Below are 20,115 nucleotides of genomic sequence, written 5' to 3'. Positions count from 1 at the left end.
CATGCCGACTGGATGAAGACTCGCGACCGTATCCTCGAATGCGCCCTGCAACTGTTCAACCAGCAGGGCGAACCGAACGTATCCACCCTGGAGATTGCCAACGAACTGGGCATCAGCCCCGGCAACCTTTACTACCACTTCCACGGCAAGGAGCCGTTGGTGCTGGGGCTGTTCGAGCGCTTTGAAGAAGCGCTGATGCCCTTGCTCGACCCGCCGCTGGAGGTACGCCTGGACGCCGAGGACTACTGGCTGTTCCTGCACCTGATCGTCGAGCGCATGGCGCAGTACCGTTTCCTGTTCCAGGACCTGTCGAACCTGACCGGGCGCCTGCCCAAACTGGCCCGCGGCATGCGCAGCCTGATCAACGCGCTCAAGCGCACGCTGGCGGCATTGCTGGCCAGCCTCAAGGGCCAGGGGCTGGTTGAGAGCGATACCCAGGCGCTGGGGCAACTGGTGGAGCAGATCACCCTGACGCTGATGTTCTCACTGGATTACCAGCGGGTACTGGGGCGCGAGGGGGATGTGGGGATTGTGGTGTACCAGGTGATGATGCTGGTGGCGCCGCATCTGCAGGCTCAGGCGCGGGGGGCGGCGGAGCAGTTGGCGGTGCGCTACCTGGAGGGTTAAGCCTGACAGGAATGTATTGCAGCAGCCGACGCATTCGCGGGTGAACCCGCTCCTACAGGTACGGTGCAGAGCTTACAAGCGGCGCACTACCTGTGGGAGCGGGTTTACCCGCGAAGAAGGCGACGCGGTATCAGATCAGGGTACCGGTGCCTGTCGGTGCCGACGGCGGGTTGCTGGCCGGAGCCGCGGTTGGTGCAGGAGCTGCGCTAGCGACCGGAGCGGCGCTGGCCGCTGGGGCTGCCGGCTTGGCGGCTGCCGGTTTCGCCGGTGCTTTCTTCACCGCAGGTTTCTTGGCTGCCGCAGGCTTGGCCGCTGCCGGTTTCGCCGCTGGTTTGGCTGCTACAGGTTTGGCAGCCGCCTTGGTGGCAGGTTTTGCCGCAGCAGTTTTGGCTGCCGGCTTGGCCGCCGCGGTTTTCGCCGCAGGCTTGGCCGCTGCCGTCTTGGCCAGTGGCTTGGCCGCCGCCTTGCTCGCAGCCGGTTTGGCCGCAGCAGTGCGCGACGAAATCGGCGTAACCGAAGCACCGGTCAATTTCTCGATCTGCTTGGTCAGGCTGTCCACCTGCTGGTGCAGGGCCTTGATCTCGTTGCGGCTCGGCACGCCAAGGCGCGAGATGGCGCTGTTCAGGCGTTTGTCGAAGGCCTCTTCGAGTTCGCTCCACTTGCCCAGCGCACGGTCCTTCACGCCCGACACACGCGAAGTGGTCGACGACTTGGCGGTTTCCGCCACGTCTTCAGCGGTCTTCTTCGCCTGCTTCTCGGCCTTCTCGCCATCCTTCACCAGCGAGTCGAACAGCTTCGGGCCGTCCTGGTCGATCTTCGAATAGATACCCAGCCCTGCCAGCCAGATCTTGCGGGAGTACTTCTCGATCCCGCCGACCCAGGAGCTGCCTTCTTTCTCGGAATTCTTCTTGCCAGCCATCCTGCTCTCCTTATGGTTTGTGCGCGACGCGCTCGAGCAGCTCGTGCAGCTGTTCAAGCTTGATGGACAACGCCTCAACGTCATGTTTAGACGGAATGCCCAGGCGATTCAAGGCGCGACCGACCCGCGCGTCGAAAGCTTTTTCGATCTTGTCCAGTTGAACTTCGACCTTGCCACGTACGCGGCTGACCTCCTGGGTCGCTTCGTCGATCTGGTTGTTGGCAGCATCGAGCTCTTTGTCGATGCGCTTCTTGCCACGCTTCTCGACGCCTTCGCCGGCCTTGACCAGCTCATTGAAGTAGTCGGAGCCTTCCTGGCCCACGCGCGCATAGGCGCCGATGCCCGCCAGCCAGATCTTGCGCGCGTAGCCGCGCACCTCGCCCAGCGTGCCCGGGGCGTCGTCCTTTTTCTTCACTGTCACTTTGGCCATGCTCTGTACCTCATGCTCATGAGTGGAGGAGGAACCGCCCATGGAGGTTGGGCTTGAGCACAAGGTAGAGAGGGAAATTAGAATCTTCACCCTAAGGTGAACGAGCATGGCCCCGGGGAGGGATCAGGCCAGGGCTTTGTCCAGCGCCCGCTCGATCTCGCCCTTGATGGTGCCGCTCATCATCGACAGCATCATGCCCAGCTTCAATTCGACGCGGATGCGGTCATCGAAGATGTGCACGCTGCCGTTGGCACCGCTGCGCGCCACGTCGACCCGGTCACCGTTCCAGGTGGCCTTGAGGTCGTATTCGCGAGTCAGTTTGTCGACCAGCGCTTCGGCCTTGGCACGGGCGGCATCACGGCCGAGGGAATGTTTGCGTTCGACGCTGATCTGGGTCATGCGGGTGTTCCTGAAGATGAAGACATAATGGGCATTATGCCCGCCCCTGCCCACTGGCACACCCCGCCAAGACAAATCCGCCCGTTCGCCCTAGAATGGCGGTAATTTTTTCCGGTGAAGCGATATGAACGACCAGCGCAAAGGCGACCACGCCGAACCCACCACCCATTTCGGTTACCAGGACGTCCCTGAAAGCCAGAAGGCGAAGAAAGTCGCCGAGGTGTTCCACTCGGTGGCGGCCAAGTACGACCTGATGAACGACGTGCTTTCCGGCGGCATGCACCGCCTGTGGAAGCGCTTCACCATCGAGCTGTCGGGCGTACGCGCCGGCAACCGGGTACTGGACATTGCCGGCGGTACCGGCGACCTGGCCGCCAAGTTCTCGCGGCTGGTCGGCCCGACCGGTCAGGTCGTGCTGGCCGACATCAACGAGTCGATGCTCAAGGTCGGCCGTGACCGCCTGCTCGACCGTGGCGTGGCCGGCAACATCGAGTTCGTCCAGGCCGACGCCGAGAAGCTGCCATTCCCGGACAACCACTTCGACTGCGTGACCATTGCCTTCGGCCTGCGCAACGTCACCCACAAGGACGAAGCCATCCGCTCGATGCTGCGCGTGCTCAAGCCGGGCGGTCGCCTGCTGGTGCTGGAGTTCTCCAAGCCGACCAACAAGCTGATGTCCAAGGCCTACGACGCCTACTCGTTCGCCTTCATGCCACTGGCCGGCAAGCTGATCACCAACGATTCGGAAAGCTACCGTTACCTCGCCGAATCGATCCGCATGCACCCCGATCAGGAAACCCTGAAAGCCATGATGGTCGAGGCCGGTTTCGACCGTGTCACCTACCACAACATGACCAGCGGCATCGTCGCCGTGCACCGGGGGATCAAGCCCTGATGCTGCTGGCCGGGCTGCTCGCCAGCGTCGAACATGGCCTGAACCGGGTCCTGCGCATGGACAGCACGGCCCTGCCGCGGCTGGCCGCGCTGGACGGCAAGGTCATCGAGATCGACTGCCGCCAGCCGGCCCTGCAGGTGTTCATCCTGCCCGATGAACAAGGCTTGATGCTCGCCGGCCATTGGCAAGGCGAGGTCGATTGCAGCCTGCGCGCCCCGGCCGGCAGCCTGGCACAACTGGCCCTGGCCAAGGACAAGACCGCCGTGCTGCACAGCCCGCAGGTCGAGCTGCATGGCGACAGCGCCGTGCTGCTCGACCTGTTCGGTGTGCTGCAGGACCTGGAGCTTGACTGGGAGCACGAGCTGCAACGCTGGCTCGGCCCGGTCGCCACGGCGCTGCTGGCCGGCCACATCCGCCTGCGCGCACGCTGGACCCGCCAGGGCCTGGCGCGCTTCAGCCAGAACCTTTCCGAGTACCTGGCCGAAGAGTCCCGAACCTTGGTTGGCAAGCGCGAAGCCGAAGCCGCCTTCAGCGAGCTCGATGCCCTGAAGCTCGATACAGAACGCCTCGAGGCGCGCCTCAAGCGCCTCTCCCGATCCCTTGATACCAGCGATAACGCATGAAGCTGCTCGCCGTCCGCCGTCTTTTTCGCATCCAGCGTGTGGTGATCCGCTACCGTCTCGATGACCTGCTGTTCGACCTGCCGCTGCCCTGGTGGCTGATGAGCCTGCGCCTGCTGATGCCATGGCGCTGGCTGCCGCGCAAGCCGAACGAGCTCAGCCGTGGCGCGCGCCTGCGCCTGGCCCTGCAGGACCTGGGGCCGATCTTCATCAAGTTCGGCCAGTTGTTGTCCACCCGCCGTGACCTGCTGCCCAACGACATTGCCGATGAGCTGATGCTGCTGCAGGACCGCGTACCGCCGTTCGACCCCAAGCAGGCCGTGGCGCTGATCGAGGCACAGCTGGGCGCCCCGGTGACGCAACTGTTCAGCCGCTTCGACGTCGAGCCGCTGGCCTCGGCCTCGGTGGCCCAGGTGCACGCTGCGCGCCTGAAAAGTGGCGAGGAAGTGGTGGTCAAGGTGGTACGCCCGGGCCTGAAGCCGGTGATCGCCCAGGACCTGGCCTGGCTGTTCCTGATTGCCAAGGCCGCCGAACGCGCTTCGGCCGACGCCCGCCGCCTGCACCCGGTGGAAATCGTCGGCGACTACGAAAAAACCATCTACGACGAGCTCGACCTGCTGCGCGAAGCGGCCAACGCCAGCCAGCTGCGGCGCAACTTCGAAGGCTCCGAGCTGATGTATGTGCCCCAGGTGTACTGGGACCTGTGCCGCCCCAAGGTACTGGTGATGGAGCGTATCTACGGCGTGCCGGTGACCGACATGGCCACCTTGGCCGACCAGCGCACCGACATGAAGCTGCTGGCCGAACGGGGCGTGGAGGTGTTCTTCACCCAGGTGTTCCGCGACAGTTTCTTCCATGCCGACATGCACCCCGGCAACATCTTCGTCAGCACGGTCAAACCGTGGAGCCCGCAGTACATCGCCATCGACTGCGGCATCGTCGGCAGCCTGACCGCCGAGGACCAGGACTACCTGGCGCGCAACCTGATCGCTTTCTTCAAGCGTGACTACCGCCGCGTCGCCCAGTTGCACATCGACTCGGGCTGGGTGCCGGCACACACCAAGGTCAACGAGTTCGAAGCGGCAATCCGCACCGTGTGCGAGCCGATCTTCGAAAAACCGTTAAAGGATATTTCCTTCGGCCAGGTGCTGATGCGCCTGTTCCAGACCGCCCGGCGCTTCAACATGGAAGTGCAGCCGCAACTGGTCCTGCTGCAGAAGACCCTGCTCAACATCGAAGGCCTGGGCCGCCAGCTGTACCCCGACCTGGACCTGTGGAGCACCGCCAAGCCATTCCTCGAGCGCTGGATGCGCGACCGCATGAGCCCCAAGGCCGTGCTCGGCAACATCCACAGCCAGGTCGAGCAACTGCCGCACCTGGCCGACATGGCCCGCGACCTGCTCGAACGCCTGTCGCAACCGCACCTGCACGATCCGCAACTGCCGGAGCGGCGCCGCCAGGGCGACCGCTGGGCGCTGCGCCTGCTCGGCGCCGGCCTGCTCGGCGGAGGCGCGGTCCTGGCCGCTGGCGCCGCCGCAGCCGCCAGCCTGGCCGCCCCTGCCGCCTGGCCGGCCTGGCTGATGCTGGCTGCTGGCCTTTACCTGATCGTGCGCCAATAGCCAGCCGCGCCCATGGCTGGCACACTAGCGCAAAGGGCCCGGCACAGGAGCGGGCCCGCTTTGGAGTCGACGATGAAAGACTGGCTGGACGAGATCAAGTGGAACAGCGAAGGCCTGGTACCGGCGATCGCCCAGGACCACAAGACCGGACGCGTGCTGATGATGGCCTGGATGAACCGCGAATCGCTGGCCCTGACCGCCGCCGAGCAGCGCGCCATCTACTGGTCGCGTTCGCGTGGCAAGCTGTGGCGCAAGGGCGAGGAATCCGGGCATGTGCAGAAGCTGCATGAAATGCGCCTGGACTGCGATGCCGACGTGATCATCCTGATGGTCGAGCAACTGGGCCATATCGCCTGCCATACCGGCCGTGAAAGCTGCTTCTACCGCGTCTTCGAGGACGGCCAGTGGAAAACCGTCGACCCGGTCCTGAAAGACCCGGATGCCATCTACAGCGCAGGACACTGACATGAGCGACACCCTCAACCGCCTGGCCGCAGTGCTTGAAGAACGCAAGCAAGCGGCGCCCGACAGCTCCTACGTGGCCAGCCTGTACCACAAGGGCCTGAACAAGATCCTCGAAAAGCTCGGCGAAGAGTCGGTCGAGACGATCATTGCCGCCAAGGATGCTGCAGTCAGCAAGGATTACAGCGATGTCATCTACGAAACCGCCGACCTGTGGTTTCATAGCCTGGTAATGCTCAGCGCGCTGGGCCAGCATCCGCAGGCCGTGCTTGACGAGCTGGAACGCCGTTTCGGGCTTTCCGGGCATGACGAGAAGGCCGCACGCCAGCCTTCGGCCTGACGTATTTTCGGGCGCCTGTGGGAGCGGGCGTGCCCGCGAAGAATGCGCCGCGGTGCATGGCACCGGCTACGCCGGTGTTCGCGGGCATGCCCGCTCCCACAGGGGCCGTGTTGCCGGATCGATTTGCTGTACACACATTTTTCAGGAGTACGAAATGGGTATCTTTGACTGGAAACACTGGATCGTCCTGCTGGTGGTCGTGGTCCTGGTGTTCGGCACCAAGAAGCTGAAGAACTTCGGCAGCGACCTGGGCGAGTCGATCAAGGGCTTTCGCAAGGCCATGAGCGATGAAGAGAACAAGCCGGCCGAGCAGACCCCGCCGCCAGCCCAACCCGTTCCACCGGTGCAGAACACTGCCCAGCAGAACCAGGGCCACACCATCGAAGGCCAGGCCCAGCCGGTCCAAGAGCCGCAGCGGAAAGACTGACCCATGTTCGGCATCAGTTTCAGCGAGCTGCTGCTCGTCGGCCTGGTCGCCCTGCTGGTGCTCGGCCCCGAGCGCCTGCCCGGTGCCGCGCGCACGGCAGGCCTGTGGATCGGCCGGCTCAAGCGCAGCTTCAACAGCATCAAGATGGAAGTGGAGCGCGAAATCGGCGCCGACGAAATCCGCCGCCAGCTGCACAACGAGCACATCCTGCAGATGGAAGAGGAAGCCAAGCGCATCCTCAACCCGATGACGCCACCGGCGCAGCCGCCCGTCACCACCGCCACCGTGCAGCCCCCCGCCGGGCTCGAAGCCAGGCCAGCCGAAACAGCTGCCACCCCGGCCACGCCTTCTGAACCGCCTCAACCGCCGCGAGCCCCATGAGCGAGAATCCGGAACACGACCAGCCAATGCCGCTGGTTTCGCACCTGACCGAACTGCGCACTCGCCTGTTGCGCTGCGTTGCCGTCATTTTCCTGATCTTTGCCGGGCTGTTCTCCTTTGCCCAGCAGATCTACACCCTGGTCTCCGCGCCGCTGCGCGAGCACCTGCCGGCCAATGCGACGATGATCGCCACCGACGTGGCCTCGCCGTTCCTCACGCCGTTCAAGCTGACCATGATCGTCTCGCTGTTTCTGGCGATTCCGTTCATCCTCCAGCAGATCTGGGGCTTCATCGCGCCCGGGCTGTACCGCCATGAAAAGCGCATCGCCATTCCACTGCTGGTGTCGAGCATATTCCTGTTCTACGCCGGCATGGCCTTCGCCTATTTCCTGGTGTTCCCGCTGATCTTCGGCTTCTTCGCCAGCGCCACGCCGGAAGGCGTGTCGATGATGACCGACATCGCCAGCTACCTCGACTTCGTGATGACGCTGTTCTTCGCCTTTGGCGTGGCCTTCGAAATCCCGGTGGCGGTGGTGCTGCTGGTATGGATCGGCGTGGTCGACGTGAAGTACCTGAAGAAGATTCGCCCCTACGTGATCATCGGCTGCTTCGTGGTCGGCATGGTCCTTACCCCACCGGACATCTTCTCCCAGACCCTGCTGGCCGTACCCATGTGGCTGCTGTTCGAGATCGGCGTGCTGTGCGGCAGCCTGATTCGCAAGCGCAGCGCCCACGATGAAACCGCCAACGACCACAACGACCAGCCACCAGCGACCCAACCGTGAACCTGTTGCTCCTTGAAGAGGCCGACTTCGTCTCGGCCGACCGCGTCGTTCTCGCTGACCGGCGCTTCACCCACATGCAGGACATCCACCGCGTGGCGGTGGGCGACAACCTGCGCGTGGGCCGTATCAACGGCCTGATGGGCAAGGCCACGGTGCTGCGCCTGGAAAAGCACGAAGCCGAACTGGAAGTCGCCTTTGACCAGCAGCCACCGGCCAAGCTGCCGCTGACCCTTGTGCTCGCCGTACCCCGGCCGAAGATGCTGCGCCGGCTGTTCCAGACCGTGGCCACCCTCGGCGTGTCGCGGCTGATCCTGGTGAACAGCTACAAGGTCGAGAAAAGCTTCTGGCAAACCCCCTTCCTGCACCCGGACAGCATTCGTGAAAATCTCATCCTCGGCCTGGAACAGGCGCGCGACACCGTGCTGCCCGAGGTGATCATCGAGAAGCGCTTCAAGCCCTTCGTCGAAGACCGCCTGCCCGCCATCGCCGCAGGCACCCTGGGCCTGGTCGGCCACCCCGGCCCCTACCCCGCCTGCCCGCGCGCAGTGGAGCAAGCCGTGACCCTGGCCATAGGTCCCGAGGGTGGCTGGATCCCCTATGAGGTCGACCTGCTGGGCAAGGCAGGCCTGGCACCGGTGCAACTGGGCGAGCGTATCCTGCGGGTCGAGACTGCTGTAACGGCGCTGCTTTCGCGCATTTTCTGACGTAAACGCCGCATTTTCGCCCATCAAGTTTCCTTCTCCCTGGCCGATGGCCTTGGCAACACAACAACTATTTGTGCTGCCACGCCGCCAGGGAGTCGTATATGTATCAATGGTTCGCCCAATCGTTGGGCAATGTGAGCGTCAACCGCAAACTGGGGCTGGGCTTCGGCCTGGTGCTGCTGTTGACCCTGGCCATTACTCTGGTCGGCTGGCACGGTATGGACAGCATCATCGAACGTGGCGACAAGCTGGGAAACATCTCGGTCATCCAGCAGTACACCCAGGAACTGCGCATCGCCCGCCAGCATTACCAGCGCCAACGTGACGAAGCCTCGGTGGCTGAGCTTGAAAAAGCCCTGGGCAACCTCGACCGCCAGGTGCAGCTGATGATCGGACAGATCGAGCAACCCACTGACCGCCAGCGCCTGGAGCAACAACGCGAGGCCGTGCGTACCTACCAGCAGGCGTTCAACGAACTGAAGCAAGCCGGCCAACGCCGCGAAGCCAGCCGTGGCGTGCTGGGCGACAGTGCCGACAAGGCCGCGGAACTGATCGGCCGGGTACAGCGGGGCCTGCTGCAAGGTGGCGATATCAACCAGTACCAGTACGCAGTGGAAGTCAGCGCCCTGCTCCAGCAGGCACGCTTCCAGGTGCGTGGCTACACCTACAGCGGCAATGCCGATTTCCAGCAAACGGCGCTCAAAGCCATCGACCAGGCTCTGGCCGAACTGCGCGCGCTGCCGGCCAAAGTACCGGCTGAACATGCCGCCAGCCTGGACGATGCCGCCACCGCCCTGGCCGGCTACCGCGATGCGGTCACCCAGTTCGGCAATGCCCAGGTCGCCAGTGAACAGGCCCTGCAGCACATGGCCGAGCAAGGCACGGTACTGCTGCAGACCAGCCAGGCGATGACCATCTCACAAACCGCTGTGCGTGACGCCGGCGCAGCCCAGGCCAAGACCCTGCTCGCCGTGGCCACCGTGCTGGCCCTGGCCCTCGGCCTGCTGGCAGCCTGGGCCATCACCCGGCAGATCATCATCCCGCTGCGCCAGACCTTGCGCGCAGCCGAGCGCGTGGCCAGTGGCGACCTGACTCAAGCGCTGCAGGTACAACGCCGTGACGAACTGGGCCAGTTGCAAGCCAGCATGCAGCGCATGACCCAGGGCCTGCGCGAACTGATCGGCGGCATCGGTGATGGCGTCACGCAGATCGCCAGCGCTGCCGAGGAGCTGTCGGCGGTGACCGAGCAGACCAGCGCCGGGGTCAACAACCAGAAGGTCGAGACTGATCAGGTAGCGACCGCCATGAACCAGATGACCGCTACCGTGCATGAAGTGGCGCGCAATGCCGAGCAGGCCTCGGAAGCCGCGTTGATGGCCGACCAGCAAGCCCGCGAAGGCGACCGTGTGGTGGGCGAAGCGGTGGCGCAGATCGAGCGCCTGGCCGGTGAAGTGGTCAACTCCAGCGAAGCGATGAACCAGCTCAAGGCCGAGAGCGACAAGATCGGCAGCGTGCTCGACGTGATCAAGTCGGTGGCTCAGCAGACCAACCTGCTGGCCCTCAACGCGGCGATCGAAGCGGCCCGTGCCGGCGAGGCCGGGCGTGGCTTTGCCGTGGTGGCCGATGAAGTGCGCAGCCTGGCGCAGCGCACCCAGCAATCGACCGAAGAGATCGAAGAGCTGATTGCCGGCCTGCAAAGCGGCACCCAGCGCGTGGCCAGCGTGATGGACAGCAGCCGCCAGTTGACCGACAGCAGCGTCGAACTGACCCGCCGTGCCGGCAGCTCGCTGGAAACCATCACCCGCACCGTCTCGTCGATCCAGGCGATGAACCAGCAGATTGCCACTGCCGCGGAAGAACAGACAGCCGTGGCCGAGGAGATCAACCGCAGTGTGATGAATGTGCGGGACATTTCTGACCAGACCTCGGCAGCCAGTGAAGAGACGGCCAGCTCCAGCATGGAGTTGGCGCGGTTGGGTACCCATTTGCAGGGGTTGGTGGGGCGGTTCAGGCTCTAGGCTGATAGGTGGGTCGCCTGTGCCGGCCTCTTCGCGGGTAAACCCGCTCCCACAGGTACTGCACAGCTCTCAACACCTGTGCAGTACCTGTGGGAGCGGGTTTACCCGCGAAGAGGCCGGCACAGGCAGAATCCTCCCACATGCTGCGGTGAAATTTCCTACCTGATTATCAGGTCAAGTCCTACAACTCCGCTGCCGATTGGCAGAGGTGTGATGCCGGCAATACGCCCGCCTCCCTCTCTCAATCGCACGGAGACCTCCCATGCTCGGCTACCTCAACCGCAAGCTCGGCAACATCAGTGTCGGTGCCAAACTGGCTCTCGGCTTCGCCGTGGTTCTGCTACTTACCCTGGCCACCACCATCAGCGGCTGGCGTGCACTGGATGGCGCTATTGTCCGTTCACAGCAACTCAGCGAAATAGGCCAGATAAACGATCTGACCAAGGACCTGCGCGCAGAGCGCATCACTTACCGCGTGCTGAACGACAACGCCAGCAAGTCACGCATCATCACTATCCTCGATCAACTGAACAGCATGCTTGCCACGCTGCAACAACGCAGCAACGTCGATGAGTCACGGCAGATGCTGACCGACAAACTGGCACTGCTGCAGCGCCTGCGCGATGACTTCAGCGAACTGCAACGCACCGTCGCCAACCGTATCGCCCTGCGCGAGGCCATGCAGGCGCAGGAACAGAAGCTCAACGAGGCGATCGACGAACTGCAGACCCAGGCCTTGCTGGAGATGCCTGCCGACAGTCAGCAAGGCGGTGTGCTGAGCCTGATGGATACCCTCAGCCGGCATATCGACGGTGCCAACCAGCAGAGCTTGGTGCCGGCCTACACCTTCACCCCTGTCGAGGACTTCGCCAAGGTCGGCGACAGCGCCCTGGACGCTGCCGATACCAGCCTGGGGCAACTGCTCAAGAGCCTTGCTCCGCTGCGCCTGTCGCGCGCCGTCACCGAGCAGCCCGGAATCGAGCTGGCCAAGTACCGCACCAGCCTGGACCAGTACCGCCACGCCGCGGTGCAGGTCGAGCAATTGCAGAACAACCTGGAAAAGATGGGCAATGAGTTGCGCGCGGTAAGCCTGGAGCTCGGCAAGCGCAAGGTCGAGCAACGCGACAGCGAAGCCCTGGCTGCCCGCTCGCTGCTGACCAGCGTGGCGCTACTGGCGCTGGCGGTGGGTGTGCTGGCCGCCTGGCTGATCACCCTGCAGATCACCCAACCCTTGCGCCAGACCCTGGCCGTGGCCGCACGCATCGCCAAGGGCGACCTGAGCCAGGTCGAAACGGTGCAGCGGTGCGACGAGATGGGCCAGTTACAGACCAGCATGCGCGAAATGACCTTGAGCCTGCGCGAGCTGATCGGTGGCATCGACCAAGGCGTCGGGCAACTGTCACAGGCAGCCTCGGAGCTGGCAACCAGTAGCGAGGACACCAAACTGCGCATCAACCAGCAGCGCGAGGAAACCGACCAGGTGGCAACTGCCATGAACCAGATGAGCGCCACCGTACAGGAAGTGGCGCAGAACGCCGAACAGGCCTCGCTGGCCGCGACAAACGCCGACCAGCAGGCGCAGATGGGCGACCAGGTAGTGGCCGAGGCCATCGGCCGTATCGAACAACTGGCCAGGCAGATGGACCATTGCCTGGCGGCCATGCAGCATCTGGCAGGCGAGAGCCAGCGTATCAGCGGCATCCTCGATGTGATCAAGTCGGTGTCCGAGCAGACCAACCTGCTGGCCCTGAACGCGGCGATCGAAGCGGCACGGGCCGGTGAAGCCGGGCGCGGTTTTGCCGTGGTGGCGGACGAAGTACGTGGGCTGGCGCAGCGCACCTCGACGGCGACCGAGGAAATTGGCCAACTGATCGACAGCCTGCACAACGGGACTGATGAAGTGACACGGTTGCTGGACAGCAGCAAGAGCCTGACCGAACAGAGCGTGGAGCTGAGCCGCAAGGCAGGGCATGCGTTGAGCCAGATCACCGATACGGTGTCGAACATCCAGGGCATGAACCAGCAGATTGCCACGGCCAGCGAAGAGCAGAGCGTGGTGGCCGAGCAGATCAACCGCAGCGTGCTGAATGTGCGCGATGTGTCGGATCAGACCAGTGCGGCCAGTGAGCAGACGGCGGCGTCGAGTGGCGAACTGGAGCAGTTGGGGCAACAGTTGCGGGGGATGGTGGGGCGGTTCAACATCTAGACAGGAGTCGCCTGCTTCGCGGGTAAACCCGCTCCTACAAGTACCTCGCCGCTCTCAAAGTCGGTACAGTACCTGTGGGAGCGGGTTTACCCGCGAAGAGGCCGGTGCAGGTTAAAGCACCTGGCGCAGAAACGCCTGCGCGCGCGGATCCTTCGGCGCGGCAAAGAACGCGGCCGGGGCCGAATCCTCCAGCAGCTTGCCATGGTCGAAGAACAACACCCGGTCAGCCACTTCACGGGCGAAGCCCATTTCGTGGGTAACGCAGACCATGGTCATGCCTTCCTGGGCCAGGGTCTTCATCACGTCCAGCACCTCGCCGACCATTTCCGGGTCAAGCGCCGAGGTCGGCTCGTCGAACAGCATCACCTTCGGGTCCATGGCCAACGCGCGGGCGATCGCCACCCGCTGCTGCTGGCCGCCGGACAGGCGCGACGGGTATTCGTTGGCTTTCTGCGCAATACCCACCTTCTCCAGCAGCGCCCTGGCCTTGGCCTCGCGGTCGGCCTTGTTACGCTTGCGCACCACCTTCTGCGCCAGGCACAGGTTTTCCAGCACGGTCATGTGCGGGAACAGGTTGAAGTGCTGGAACACCATGCCGACTTCACGGCGGTAGGCGTTGATGTCGGTCTTCGGATCGGCCAGTTGCAGGCCATCGATGGCCACATGGCCTTCGTCGAAATGCTCCAGGCCGTTGAGGCAGCGCAGGAAGGTCGACTTGCCCGAACCCGACGGGCCGAGCACCACCACCACTTCGCCCTTGGCGACCTGGGTGGTGACGTTGTCCACAGCCCGTACCACGTGGCCACGGGTGTCGAAGACTTTCAGCAGATCACGGACTTCAATCACTTTGCGCAAGCCTCCGCTCGAGCCGGCTTGCCAGGTGCGACAGCGGCAGGTTGATCAGCAGGTACAGGCCTGCCACGCAGAACCAGATCTCGAAGGTCGAGAACGAGGTGGTGATGGCCTCGCGGCCGCTCTTGGTCAGTTCGGTGATGGCGATCACCGAGACCAGCGAGGTGTCCTTGACCAGGCTGATGAACTGGCCGGCCAAAGGCGGCAGCACGCGTTTGAACGCCTGCGGCAGGATCACGTGGCGCATCGACTGGCCCGCGTTCAGGCCCAGCGAGCGGGCCGCTTCGTTCTGGCCCTTGGCGATGGACTGCACGCCGGCACGAACGATTTCAGCCACGTAGGCGCCGGTGAACAGCGCCAGTGCGGCCACCCCGGCAAACTCGCGGGACAGGTTGAGCACGGTACCGATGAAGAAGTAGAAGATGAAGATCTGCACCAGCAGCGGGGTACCGCGCACCAGTTCGACATACACCGTCGTCAGGTCACGCAGGGTGGGGTTGCTGGACAGCCGGCAGAGGCCGGCGAACAAGCCGATCAGCAGGCCCAGGGCACCGGAAACCACCGAAATCCACAGGGTGGTCCACAGCCCCCAGACCAGCGGGCCGGCCGCCCAGTGGCGGGTGACGCCAATCTGGTCGCCTTCGGCCACATCGTCGCCGCGGGCCAGCTGCAGGCTGTCCTTGGCCACGTCGAGTACCTGCTCGGCACCGTTCTCATCTTTCAGCGTGACACGGGCATTGTCGCCCGAGATGACGATCTCCTGCACGGTGCCGTAACCGGCGGCGCGCTGTGCTTCCTCGGCCTTGTAGGCGAAGTACTGCGGTACGCGGTTCCAGCGCCACTCGTAGGAAATCATCGAGGTGGCCATATACAGGCTGAACGCCAGGCCCACCAGGACCAGGGCAGTCAAACCGTGCCAGGGCCACTGGGCTTTCTTGTGTTTGATCACGTGGGGTACTTCCGTAAATGCGAACGCGCAGGGTTTGCCTGCGCGTCGGGGTCATAAAGCCGGGCTTGTGGCCTGGGCCTTATTCCATTTCCTTCAGCCAGTCCTTGTTCTTGAACCACTTGTCGTGAATACGATCGTAGGTCCCGTCATGCTTGATCTGGTGCAGGAAGTTGTTGATGAAGTTGATGCTGTCGTAGTCGCCTTTCTTCAGGCCGAAGGCCAGCGGCTCGTAGGTGAAGGGTTCTTCGAGGAACAGCAGCTTGCCGGCACCGGCCTTGTCCACTGCCACCACGTTGTACGGTGCGTCGTAGACGAAGGCATCAGCCTTGCCATTGACCACGTCCATCACCGCTTCCTGCTCGTTGTCGTAGCCGTGGTACTTGGCCTTGGCGATCAGCTTCTTGGAAACCATTTCGCCGGTGGTACCGAGCTTGGAGGTGATGCGGTACTTCTCGTTGTTCAGGTCCTTGTACGACTTGATCTCGCCCGCCAGCTCCTTGCGGATCAGCAGGGTCTGGCCAACCACGATGAAAGGTTCGCTGAAGTTCAGGCGCAGGTTGCGTTCCTGGGTCAGGGTCATGCCGCTGCCGATCATGTCGAACTTGTCGGTCAGCAGTGCCGGGATGATGCCGTCATAGGCGGTGGAAACCGGCTCGAACTTGACGCCCATGGACTTGGCCATGGCTTTGAGGATATCGACTTCGAAGCCGATGATCTCGCCACGCTTGTTGGTCATCTGGAATGGCATGTAGGTCGGGTCCATGCCCACCCGCAGGGTGCCGCGCTTGACCGCGTCATCGATAGCACCCGCCTGGGCCGCCGTCACGGCGACCAGGGCGGTGACACCGACCAGCAGTCGCGAAAGGTATTTCTTGATCATCACCAAGTCCCCTAGCAAGAAAAGTAGCGAATCTTATTGTTGGCATGGCCGTAGCGGCCGATGCGTCATATCGGAGAGGGATGCTAACGCATGGCGGCTCGGGGACCTAGAGCCGGGGGGGACTTTGTTGGCCAAAATCGAGGGAGGGCCCTAAAAGCTTCGCGGGCACGCCCGCTCCCACAGGTACAGCGCATGCCTCAAAGGCTGTGAAGTACCTGTAGGAGCGGGCGTGCCCGCGAAGAGGCCCGATCAGGCGCCGACGAGTGCCGGTTGGCCTTCATTCTCCGGGTGCAGCGGCAACAGCGGCGAATGCGGGTCGTTCTTGATCGATGCACGCCACACGTTGATCCACGCCGCATTGTGCTCGGCCCACACCTGCTCGTGCAGGCGGGTCAGCGCCACCGGGTCGCTGAGCAGGGCCAGGCGGGTATTGAGGTCCAGGCCTTGCGGCCCGACTTCCATCGCCTTGGCCACACGCTCGACGCGCAGTGCCTCGATCGGTGCCGCCTGGCCATGACGGGCAGTGGCCATGGCACAGGCCAGGGCGTTCTGCCGCGGGTCGACCACGGCCCGCACGAAGCCGTCATGCAGGGCATGCCAGCGGTTTTCGTGGGTGTACCGGTCGGTGGCCAGCAGCTCTTGCGGGGTGGCGTATTCCTCGGGGATGAGGAACAGCTTCTCGTCCTTGGCCGCCAGGCCCAGGCGGGTGCGGCTGGAGATCACCGAAACCGGGATCGACAGCACCAGCGAACCGACGATTGGCGCCAGCCACCACAGGAAGCTCGGGTTCAGCCAGGCCACCAGCGCCGCCCAGGCAATGCCCAGCAGGGTCTGCGGGCCATGGCGGCGCACCGCTTCGCTCCACGGCGTGGAGTCATCGTCACGCTGCGGCGAATTCCAGGTCGCGGCCCAGCCGAGGAACGCAGCCAGCACGAAGCGGGTGTGGAAGATCATGCGCACCGGTGCCAGCAGCATGGAGAACAGCATCTCCATCAACATCGACAGGGTGACCTTGATGCGCCCGCCAAACTCGGTCGCGCCCTTGGCCCAGATCAGGATGACGCTGAGCAGCTTGGGCAGGAACAGCAACACGATGGTGGTGGAGAACAGCGCTACGGCCTTCTCCGGGTGCCACTGCGGCCACAGCGGGTAGAGCTGGTACGGCTCGATGAAGTACTGCGGCTCCATCAGCGTGTTGGTCGCCAGCAGCGCGGTCGACAGCACCAGGAACAGGAACCACAGTGGCGCCGACAGGTACGACATCACCCCGGTGAGGAACACTGCACGGTGCACCGGGTGCATGCCCTTGACCAGGAACAGGCGGAAGTTCATCAGGTTGCCGTGGCACCAGCGGCGGTCGCGCTTGAGCTCGTCGAGCAGGTTCGGCGGCAGTTCTTCGTAGCTGCCCGGCAGGTCGTAGGCAATCCACACGCCCCAGCCGGCACGGCGCATCAGCGCGGCTTCGACGAAGTCGTGGGAGAGGATTGCACCGGCGAACGCGCCCTTGCCCGGCAACGGCGCCAGGGCGCAGTGCTCGATGAACGGCTTCATGCGGATGATCGCATTGTGGCCCCAGTAGTGCGACTCGCCCAGTTGCCAGAAGTGCAGGCCGGCGGTGAACAGCGGGCCGTACACGCGGGTGGCGAACTGCTGCAGACGCGCATACAGGGTGTCCATGCCCGAGGCTTTAGGCCCGGTCTGGATGATGCCGGCGTCCGGGTTGGCCTCCATCAGGCGCACCAGGCTGCTCAGGCACTCGCCGCTCATGACGCTGTCGGCGTCGAGTACGACCATGTACTTGTACTCGCCGCCCCAACGACGGCAGAAGTCGTCGAGGTTGCCGCTCTTGCGCTTCACCCGGCGCCGACGGCGACGGTAGAAGATGCGGCCAAAGCCTTTGGTTTCGCGGCACACGTCCAGCCAGGCCTGTTGCTCGGCCACGGCGATGTCGGTGTCGTTGGTGTCGCTGAGCACGAAGAAGTCGAAGCGGTCAAGGTTGCCGCTGGCAGCCACCGACTCGAACGTTGCGCGCAGGCCGGCGAACACGCGTGGCACGTCTTCGTTGCAGATCGGCATCACCAGCGCGGTACGCGCCTCGGGCGCGATCGGCTCGTTGCCTGCGCTGCTACCGGAAATCTTGTACTTGTCACGCCCGGTGAGCAGCTCGAGGAAGCCCATCAGCGCGGTCCAGAAGCCCGCCGACACCCAGCAGAACAGAATGCCGAAGAGGATCAGGATGGACGTCTGCAAGGCATACGGCCATACCTGCACCACGGTGTCCCAAAGCGGCTGGTTGACGACTTCGTCAAAGTCCACGAACGACCAGCCCTGATACGGCAGGATGCCCTTCATGTACCAGCCGGCGACGATGGTCTGGCCGATCATCAGCGCCAGCAGGATGTAACGGCGGATCGAGCCGACCGTGCGCCAGCGGGCCGGCGGCAGCTCGCGCTTGGGCGGCTGCGGCGCGTTGGTACGGCCGGTCATGCGCCGCCACATGCGGATCAGCACGTTGGTGCGCCATGGCTCGGGCACGACCTTGGTGCGCTTGATCGGCGGGGCGATCTTCAGGCACAGGCGGCCGCTGCCGTCGACGCCAAGCATTTCGGCGTCTTCCAGCTCGGCGGCGCTGCCTACGGTCAGGCGCGGGCCCACCGAGGCCTGCACGGCCTCGGCAGAGCTGGCGGCCGGGTTGGCCGCCAGGCGTTGGTGCAGCTCACTGAATGACGTGCAGCTGGCGAGTTCCGCCCGTTGCTCGTCGCTCAGTGGTAGGTGGGCCAGGTACTCGCGAAGCGATTCCGGCCTTGCGCTTGAGTTACTCATCGGCAGGCAACTGATAGCTCCAGGTCTCGGTCAGCACCTTCTCGGTGGTGGCCGGGGTCCCGTTGGTGGGCGCCGCATCGGCGGCAGGTTGTTCGGCCTTGGCGGTTTTCTCGGCCTTGGCTTGCTTGGCTGCAGCCTTGTCCTGCTTGGCAGGTTTGGCGGCTTCGACCGGCACGTCACGCACCAGCGCGGCACGCATTTCGGTCGACTTGTTGGCTTCCTTGACCTTCAAACGCAGGGTCAGGCGCCAGCCCTTGGTCTCAGGGTTATAGCGCAGGTTGTTCTCGACCACCTCGGCGTTGTCGGCCACGCTGATCTGGCTGCGCACGGCGGTGTCTTCCGGCAGGGCGGCCAGTGCCGGGCCGGCGAAGTCGACCAGGAAGGCCACGCTGCCGTCTGGCTGGCGGATCAGGTTGGACTGCTTGACGTCGCCAGTGGAACGCAGGGTCTGCTTGACCCAGCCCAGCTCGGGGGCCTGGAACTTCGGCTCGTCGATAGTCCAGTGCAGACGGTAGGCGTACTCGAATGGCTTGCCTGGCTCAGGCAGCTTTTCCGGGCTCCAGAAGGCCACGATGTTGTCGTTGGTTTCGTCGGCAGTCGGGATTTCGACCAGGTCGACGGTACCCTTGCCCCAGTCCCCCTTCGGCTCGATCCAGGCGCTCGGGCGCTTCTGGTAGTTGTCGTCGAGGTCTTCGTAGTCGCTGAAGGCGCGCTGGCGCTGCATCAGGCCGAACCCACGCGGGTTCTCGACGCTGAAGTTGCTCACGGCCAGGTGTTTCGGGTTGTTCAGCGGGCGCCACAGCCACTCGCCGTTGCCGGCATGGATCGACAGGCCTTCAGAGTCGTGCAGGGCCGGGCGGTAGTTGAGGACCTTGGACGGCTGGTTGGGGCCGAACAGGTACATGCTGGTCAGCGGGGCGATGCCCAGGCGGCTGACATGGTCACGCAGGAACACGCGGGACTGCACGTCGACCACGGTGTCGTTGCCCGGGCGCAGGGTCAGCTTGTAGGCGCCGGTGGAACGCGGCGAGTCCAGCAGGGCGTAGATCACCAGATGCTTGTCGGTCGGCTTGGGCTTCTCGACCCAGAACTCGGTGAAGCGCGGGAACTCCTCGCCCGACGGCAGTGCGGTGTCGATGGCCAGGCCACGGGCCGACAGGCCATATACATGACCCTTGCCGACCACGCGGAAATAGCTGGCGCCAAGCAGGGTCATGATCTCGTCCTGCTTGTCGGCCTTGTTGATCGGGTACAGCACGCGGAAACCGGCGTAACCCAGGTTCTTGGTGGTTTCCGGGTCGTGGGGCACGTCACCGAATTCGAAACGGCTCGGGTCGTACTTGATTTCCTCGACCTTGGTGGCGGTGACCTCGTTGATCTTCACCGGGGTGTCGAAGTGCATGCCCTGGTGATAGAACGACAGTTTGAACGGAGTCTTGTCCTTGGCCCACTCGGCCTTTTCCTGCAGGAAATGAATCTTCTGGTAGTCCGCAAACTTCATGTCGCGGAATACGGCTGGCAGGTTGCTTTTCGGTGCGTCGTACTTCTGGCCGGCCAGATCCTTTGCCTTGGCTGCAACATCGTCAAGATTGAATGCCCACAGCTGGCCCGCGCTCATCAGGCCGATCAGTGCCACACTGGCCATCAGGGCCTTGCGTAGCCCGGTTCCGGGGATTCTTGATGCTTTTTGGGGACTAACAATCACGAGCAACCCTCGCCGAAAACAGATCATGAAACCAACGGCCAGCGACAAATGCCGGGTTGGCGAGCACTGTTCGG

Annotated in this window: 20 protein-coding genes and 2 pseudogenes; 14 read left to right on the top strand and 8 right to left on the bottom strand. The window is 63.9% G+C overall.

From position 1 onward, the window contains the following. The first annotated feature begins 12 nt into the window (after window positions 1-12). Window positions 13-627 carry a TetR/AcrR family transcriptional regulator gene (locus M2S36_RS22290; RefSeq protein WP_063912008.1) on the top strand — a complete coding sequence of 205 codons (615 nt, stop codon included), beginning with the start codon at window positions 13-15 and terminating at the stop codon, window positions 625-627. Window positions 628-757: 130 nt separating this feature from the next. Here M2S36_RS22290 and M2S36_RS22285 read toward each other — a convergent pair whose 3' ends face one another. From M2S36_RS22285 to M2S36_RS22275, 3 genes are all read right to left on the bottom strand, one after another. Beyond that, on the bottom strand, window positions 758-1,546 hold the full coding sequence (locus tag M2S36_RS22285) for a phasin family protein (protein ID WP_207828474.1): 789 nt from the start codon (window positions 1,544-1,546) through the stop codon (window positions 758-760). A 10-nt stretch (window positions 1,547-1,556) separates the two neighbouring features. Continuing rightward, window positions 1,557-1,976, bottom strand: a complete 420-nt coding sequence (locus tag M2S36_RS22280) for a phasin family protein (RefSeq protein ID WP_023663112.1) — start codon at window positions 1,974-1,976, stop codon at window positions 1,557-1,559. A gap of 123 nt (window positions 1,977-2,099) precedes the next feature. After that, a complete protein-coding gene (locus M2S36_RS22275; RefSeq protein WP_015272091.1) occupies window positions 2,100-2,375 on the bottom strand; it encodes a polyhydroxyalkanoic acid system family protein in 276 nt (91 codons plus the stop codon). Window positions 2,376-2,499: 124 nt separating this feature from the next. Between M2S36_RS22275 and ubiE the strand changes: the two genes are divergently transcribed. The 13 genes and pseudogenes from ubiE (at window position 2,500) to M2S36_RS25180 (ending at window position 12,832) form a co-directional block, all read left to right on the top strand. Next, window positions 2,500-3,270 (top strand): bifunctional demethylmenaquinone methyltransferase/2-methoxy-6-polyprenyl-1,4-benzoquinol methylase UbiE, encoded by a 771-nt coding sequence (ubiE, locus tag M2S36_RS22270; protein ID WP_013974541.1) that lies wholly within the window; start codon window positions 2,500-2,502, stop codon window positions 3,268-3,270. Then, window positions 3,270-3,893: a ubiquinone biosynthesis accessory factor UbiJ gene (locus tag M2S36_RS22265; RefSeq protein WP_233687315.1), complete on the top strand. Its 624-nt coding sequence runs from the start codon at window positions 3,270-3,272 to the stop codon at window positions 3,891-3,893. Before ubiE ends, M2S36_RS22265 begins: the two co-directional genes overlap by 1 nt. Next, on the top strand, window positions 3,890-5,509 hold the full coding sequence (gene ubiB, locus M2S36_RS22260; RefSeq protein ID WP_233687314.1) for a ubiquinone biosynthesis regulatory protein kinase UbiB: 1,620 nt from the start codon (window positions 3,890-3,892) through the stop codon (window positions 5,507-5,509). Before M2S36_RS22265 ends, ubiB begins: the two co-directional genes overlap by 4 nt. Window positions 5,510-5,581: 72 nt before the next feature. Continuing rightward, window positions 5,582-5,974 (top strand): phosphoribosyl-AMP cyclohydrolase, encoded by a 393-nt coding sequence (gene hisI / locus M2S36_RS22255; protein WP_013974544.1) that lies wholly within the window; start codon window positions 5,582-5,584, stop codon window positions 5,972-5,974. Window position 5,975: 1 nt separating this feature from the next. Next, the gene (locus tag M2S36_RS22250) at window positions 5,976-6,311 is read left to right on the top strand and encodes a phosphoribosyl-ATP diphosphatase (RefSeq protein ID WP_207828456.1); all 336 of its coding nucleotides are present in this window, start codon (window positions 5,976-5,978) and stop codon (window positions 6,309-6,311) included. Window positions 6,312-6,465: 154 nt separating this feature from the next. Beyond that, window positions 6,466-6,738, top strand: a complete 273-nt coding sequence (locus tag M2S36_RS22245) for a twin-arginine translocase TatA/TatE family subunit (protein WP_003259853.1) — start codon at window positions 6,466-6,468, stop codon at window positions 6,736-6,738. Between the two features lie 3 nt (window positions 6,739-6,741). Next, window positions 6,742-7,119 carry a Sec-independent protein translocase protein TatB gene (gene tatB, locus M2S36_RS22240; protein WP_207828454.1) on the top strand — a complete coding sequence of 126 codons (378 nt, stop codon included), beginning with the start codon at window positions 6,742-6,744 and terminating at the stop codon, window positions 7,117-7,119. After that, on the top strand, window positions 7,116-7,904 hold the full coding sequence (gene tatC, locus M2S36_RS22235; RefSeq protein WP_013974546.1) for a twin-arginine translocase subunit TatC: 789 nt from the start codon (window positions 7,116-7,118) through the stop codon (window positions 7,902-7,904). Before tatB ends, tatC begins: the two co-directional genes overlap by 4 nt. After that, window positions 7,901-8,608 carry a 16S rRNA (uracil(1498)-N(3))-methyltransferase gene (locus M2S36_RS22230; protein ID WP_207828445.1) on the top strand — a complete coding sequence of 236 codons (708 nt, stop codon included), beginning with the start codon at window positions 7,901-7,903 and terminating at the stop codon, window positions 8,606-8,608. The genes tatC and M2S36_RS22230 overlap by 4 nt, the downstream gene beginning before the upstream one ends. A gap of 101 nt (window positions 8,609-8,709) precedes the next feature. Next, a pseudogene (locus M2S36_RS25195) lies at window positions 8,710-9,771 on the top strand (methyl-accepting chemotaxis protein); the annotation flags it as partial. Beyond that, window positions 9,754-10,626 (top strand): methyl-accepting chemotaxis protein, encoded by an 873-nt coding sequence (locus tag M2S36_RS25190; RefSeq protein ID WP_416774524.1) that lies wholly within the window; start codon window positions 9,754-9,756, stop codon window positions 10,624-10,626. The pseudogene M2S36_RS25195 and the gene M2S36_RS25190, both read left to right, overlap by 18 nt. 262 nt (window positions 10,627-10,888) lie before the next feature. Continuing rightward, window positions 10,889-11,977, top strand: a pseudogene (locus M2S36_RS25185) (methyl-accepting chemotaxis protein); the annotation flags it as partial. Further along, the gene (locus M2S36_RS25180) at window positions 11,960-12,832 is read left to right on the top strand and encodes a methyl-accepting chemotaxis protein (RefSeq protein WP_416774522.1); all 873 of its coding nucleotides are present in this window, start codon (window positions 11,960-11,962) and stop codon (window positions 12,830-12,832) included. The pseudogene M2S36_RS25185 and the gene M2S36_RS25180, both read left to right, overlap by 18 nt. 111 nt (window positions 12,833-12,943) lie before the next feature. On the opposite strand, the gene M2S36_RS22215 is transcribed toward M2S36_RS25180, so the two are convergent. The 5 genes from M2S36_RS22215 to M2S36_RS22195 form a co-directional block, all read right to left on the bottom strand. Beyond that, window positions 12,944-13,678, bottom strand: a complete 735-nt coding sequence (locus M2S36_RS22215) for an amino acid ABC transporter ATP-binding protein (protein WP_063912406.1) — start codon at window positions 13,676-13,678, stop codon at window positions 12,944-12,946. Further along, window positions 13,671-14,633, bottom strand: a complete 963-nt coding sequence (locus M2S36_RS22210) for an amino acid ABC transporter permease (RefSeq protein ID WP_087499690.1) — start codon at window positions 14,631-14,633, stop codon at window positions 13,671-13,673. Before M2S36_RS22210 ends, M2S36_RS22215 begins: the two co-directional genes overlap by 8 nt. 79 nt (window positions 14,634-14,712) lie before the next feature. After that, entirely contained in the window at window positions 14,713-15,510 is a 798-nt protein-coding gene (locus M2S36_RS22205; RefSeq protein WP_024087841.1) for a transporter substrate-binding domain-containing protein, read from the bottom strand. A gap of 252 nt (window positions 15,511-15,762) precedes the next feature. Beyond that, the gene (gene mdoH, locus M2S36_RS22200) at window positions 15,763-18,336 is read right to left on the bottom strand and encodes a glucans biosynthesis glucosyltransferase MdoH (RefSeq protein ID WP_207828402.1); all 2,574 of its coding nucleotides are present in this window, start codon (window positions 18,334-18,336) and stop codon (window positions 15,763-15,765) included. Beyond that, window positions 18,329-20,041, bottom strand: a complete 1,713-nt coding sequence (locus M2S36_RS22195; protein ID WP_207828394.1) for a glucan biosynthesis protein G — start codon at window positions 20,039-20,041, stop codon at window positions 18,329-18,331. The genes mdoH and M2S36_RS22195 overlap by 8 nt, the downstream gene beginning before the upstream one ends. Between the last annotated feature and the right edge of the window lie 74 nt (window positions 20,042-20,115).

The organism is Pseudomonas sp. SF2, assembly GCF_036858055.1.
Taxonomy (GTDB): Bacteria; Pseudomonadota; Gammaproteobacteria; order Pseudomonadales; family Pseudomonadaceae; genus Aquipseudomonas.
This window is presented reverse-complemented; position numbering and strand designations above follow the sequence as displayed.

Bases quoted from the DNA above. Each gene is read 5' to 3' on its own strand.
- M2S36_RS22290 (WP_063912008.1), top strand. From the start codon at position 13: ATGAAGACTCGCGACCGTATCCTCGAATGCGCCCTGCAACTGTTCAAC.
- M2S36_RS22285 (WP_207828474.1), bottom strand. From the start codon at position 1,546: ATGGCTGGCAAGAAGAATTCCGAGAAAGAAGGCAGCTCCTGGGTCGGC.
- M2S36_RS22280 (WP_023663112.1), bottom strand. From the start codon at position 1,976: ATGGCCAAAGTGACAGTGAAGAAAAAGGACGACGCCCCGGGCACGCTG.
- M2S36_RS22275 (WP_015272091.1), bottom strand. From the start codon at position 2,375: ATGACCCAGATCAGCGTCGAACGCAAACATTCCCTCGGCCGTGATGCC.
- ubiE (WP_013974541.1), top strand. From the start codon at position 2,500: ATGAACGACCAGCGCAAAGGCGACCACGCCGAACCCACCACCCATTTC.
- M2S36_RS22265 (WP_233687315.1), top strand. From the start codon at position 3,270: ATGCTGCTGGCCGGGCTGCTCGCCAGCGTCGAACATGGCCTGAACCGG.
- ubiB (WP_233687314.1), top strand. From the start codon at position 3,890: ATGAAGCTGCTCGCCGTCCGCCGTCTTTTTCGCATCCAGCGTGTGGTG.
- hisI (WP_013974544.1), top strand. From the start codon at position 5,582: ATGAAAGACTGGCTGGACGAGATCAAGTGGAACAGCGAAGGCCTGGTA.
- M2S36_RS22250 (WP_207828456.1), top strand. From the start codon at position 5,976: ATGAGCGACACCCTCAACCGCCTGGCCGCAGTGCTTGAAGAACGCAAG.
- M2S36_RS22245 (WP_003259853.1), top strand. From the start codon at position 6,466: ATGGGTATCTTTGACTGGAAACACTGGATCGTCCTGCTGGTGGTCGTG.
- tatB (WP_207828454.1), top strand. From the start codon at position 6,742: ATGTTCGGCATCAGTTTCAGCGAGCTGCTGCTCGTCGGCCTGGTCGCC.
- tatC (WP_013974546.1), top strand. From the start codon at position 7,116: ATGAGCGAGAATCCGGAACACGACCAGCCAATGCCGCTGGTTTCGCAC.
- M2S36_RS25190 (WP_416774524.1), top strand. From the start codon at position 9,754: ATGCAGCGCATGACCCAGGGCCTGCGCGAACTGATCGGCGGCATCGGT.
- M2S36_RS25180 (WP_416774522.1), top strand. From the start codon at position 11,960: ATGCGCGAAATGACCTTGAGCCTGCGCGAGCTGATCGGTGGCATCGAC.
- mdoH (WP_207828402.1), bottom strand. From the start codon at position 18,336: ATGAGTAACTCAAGCGCAAGGCCGGAATCGCTTCGCGAGTACCTGGCC.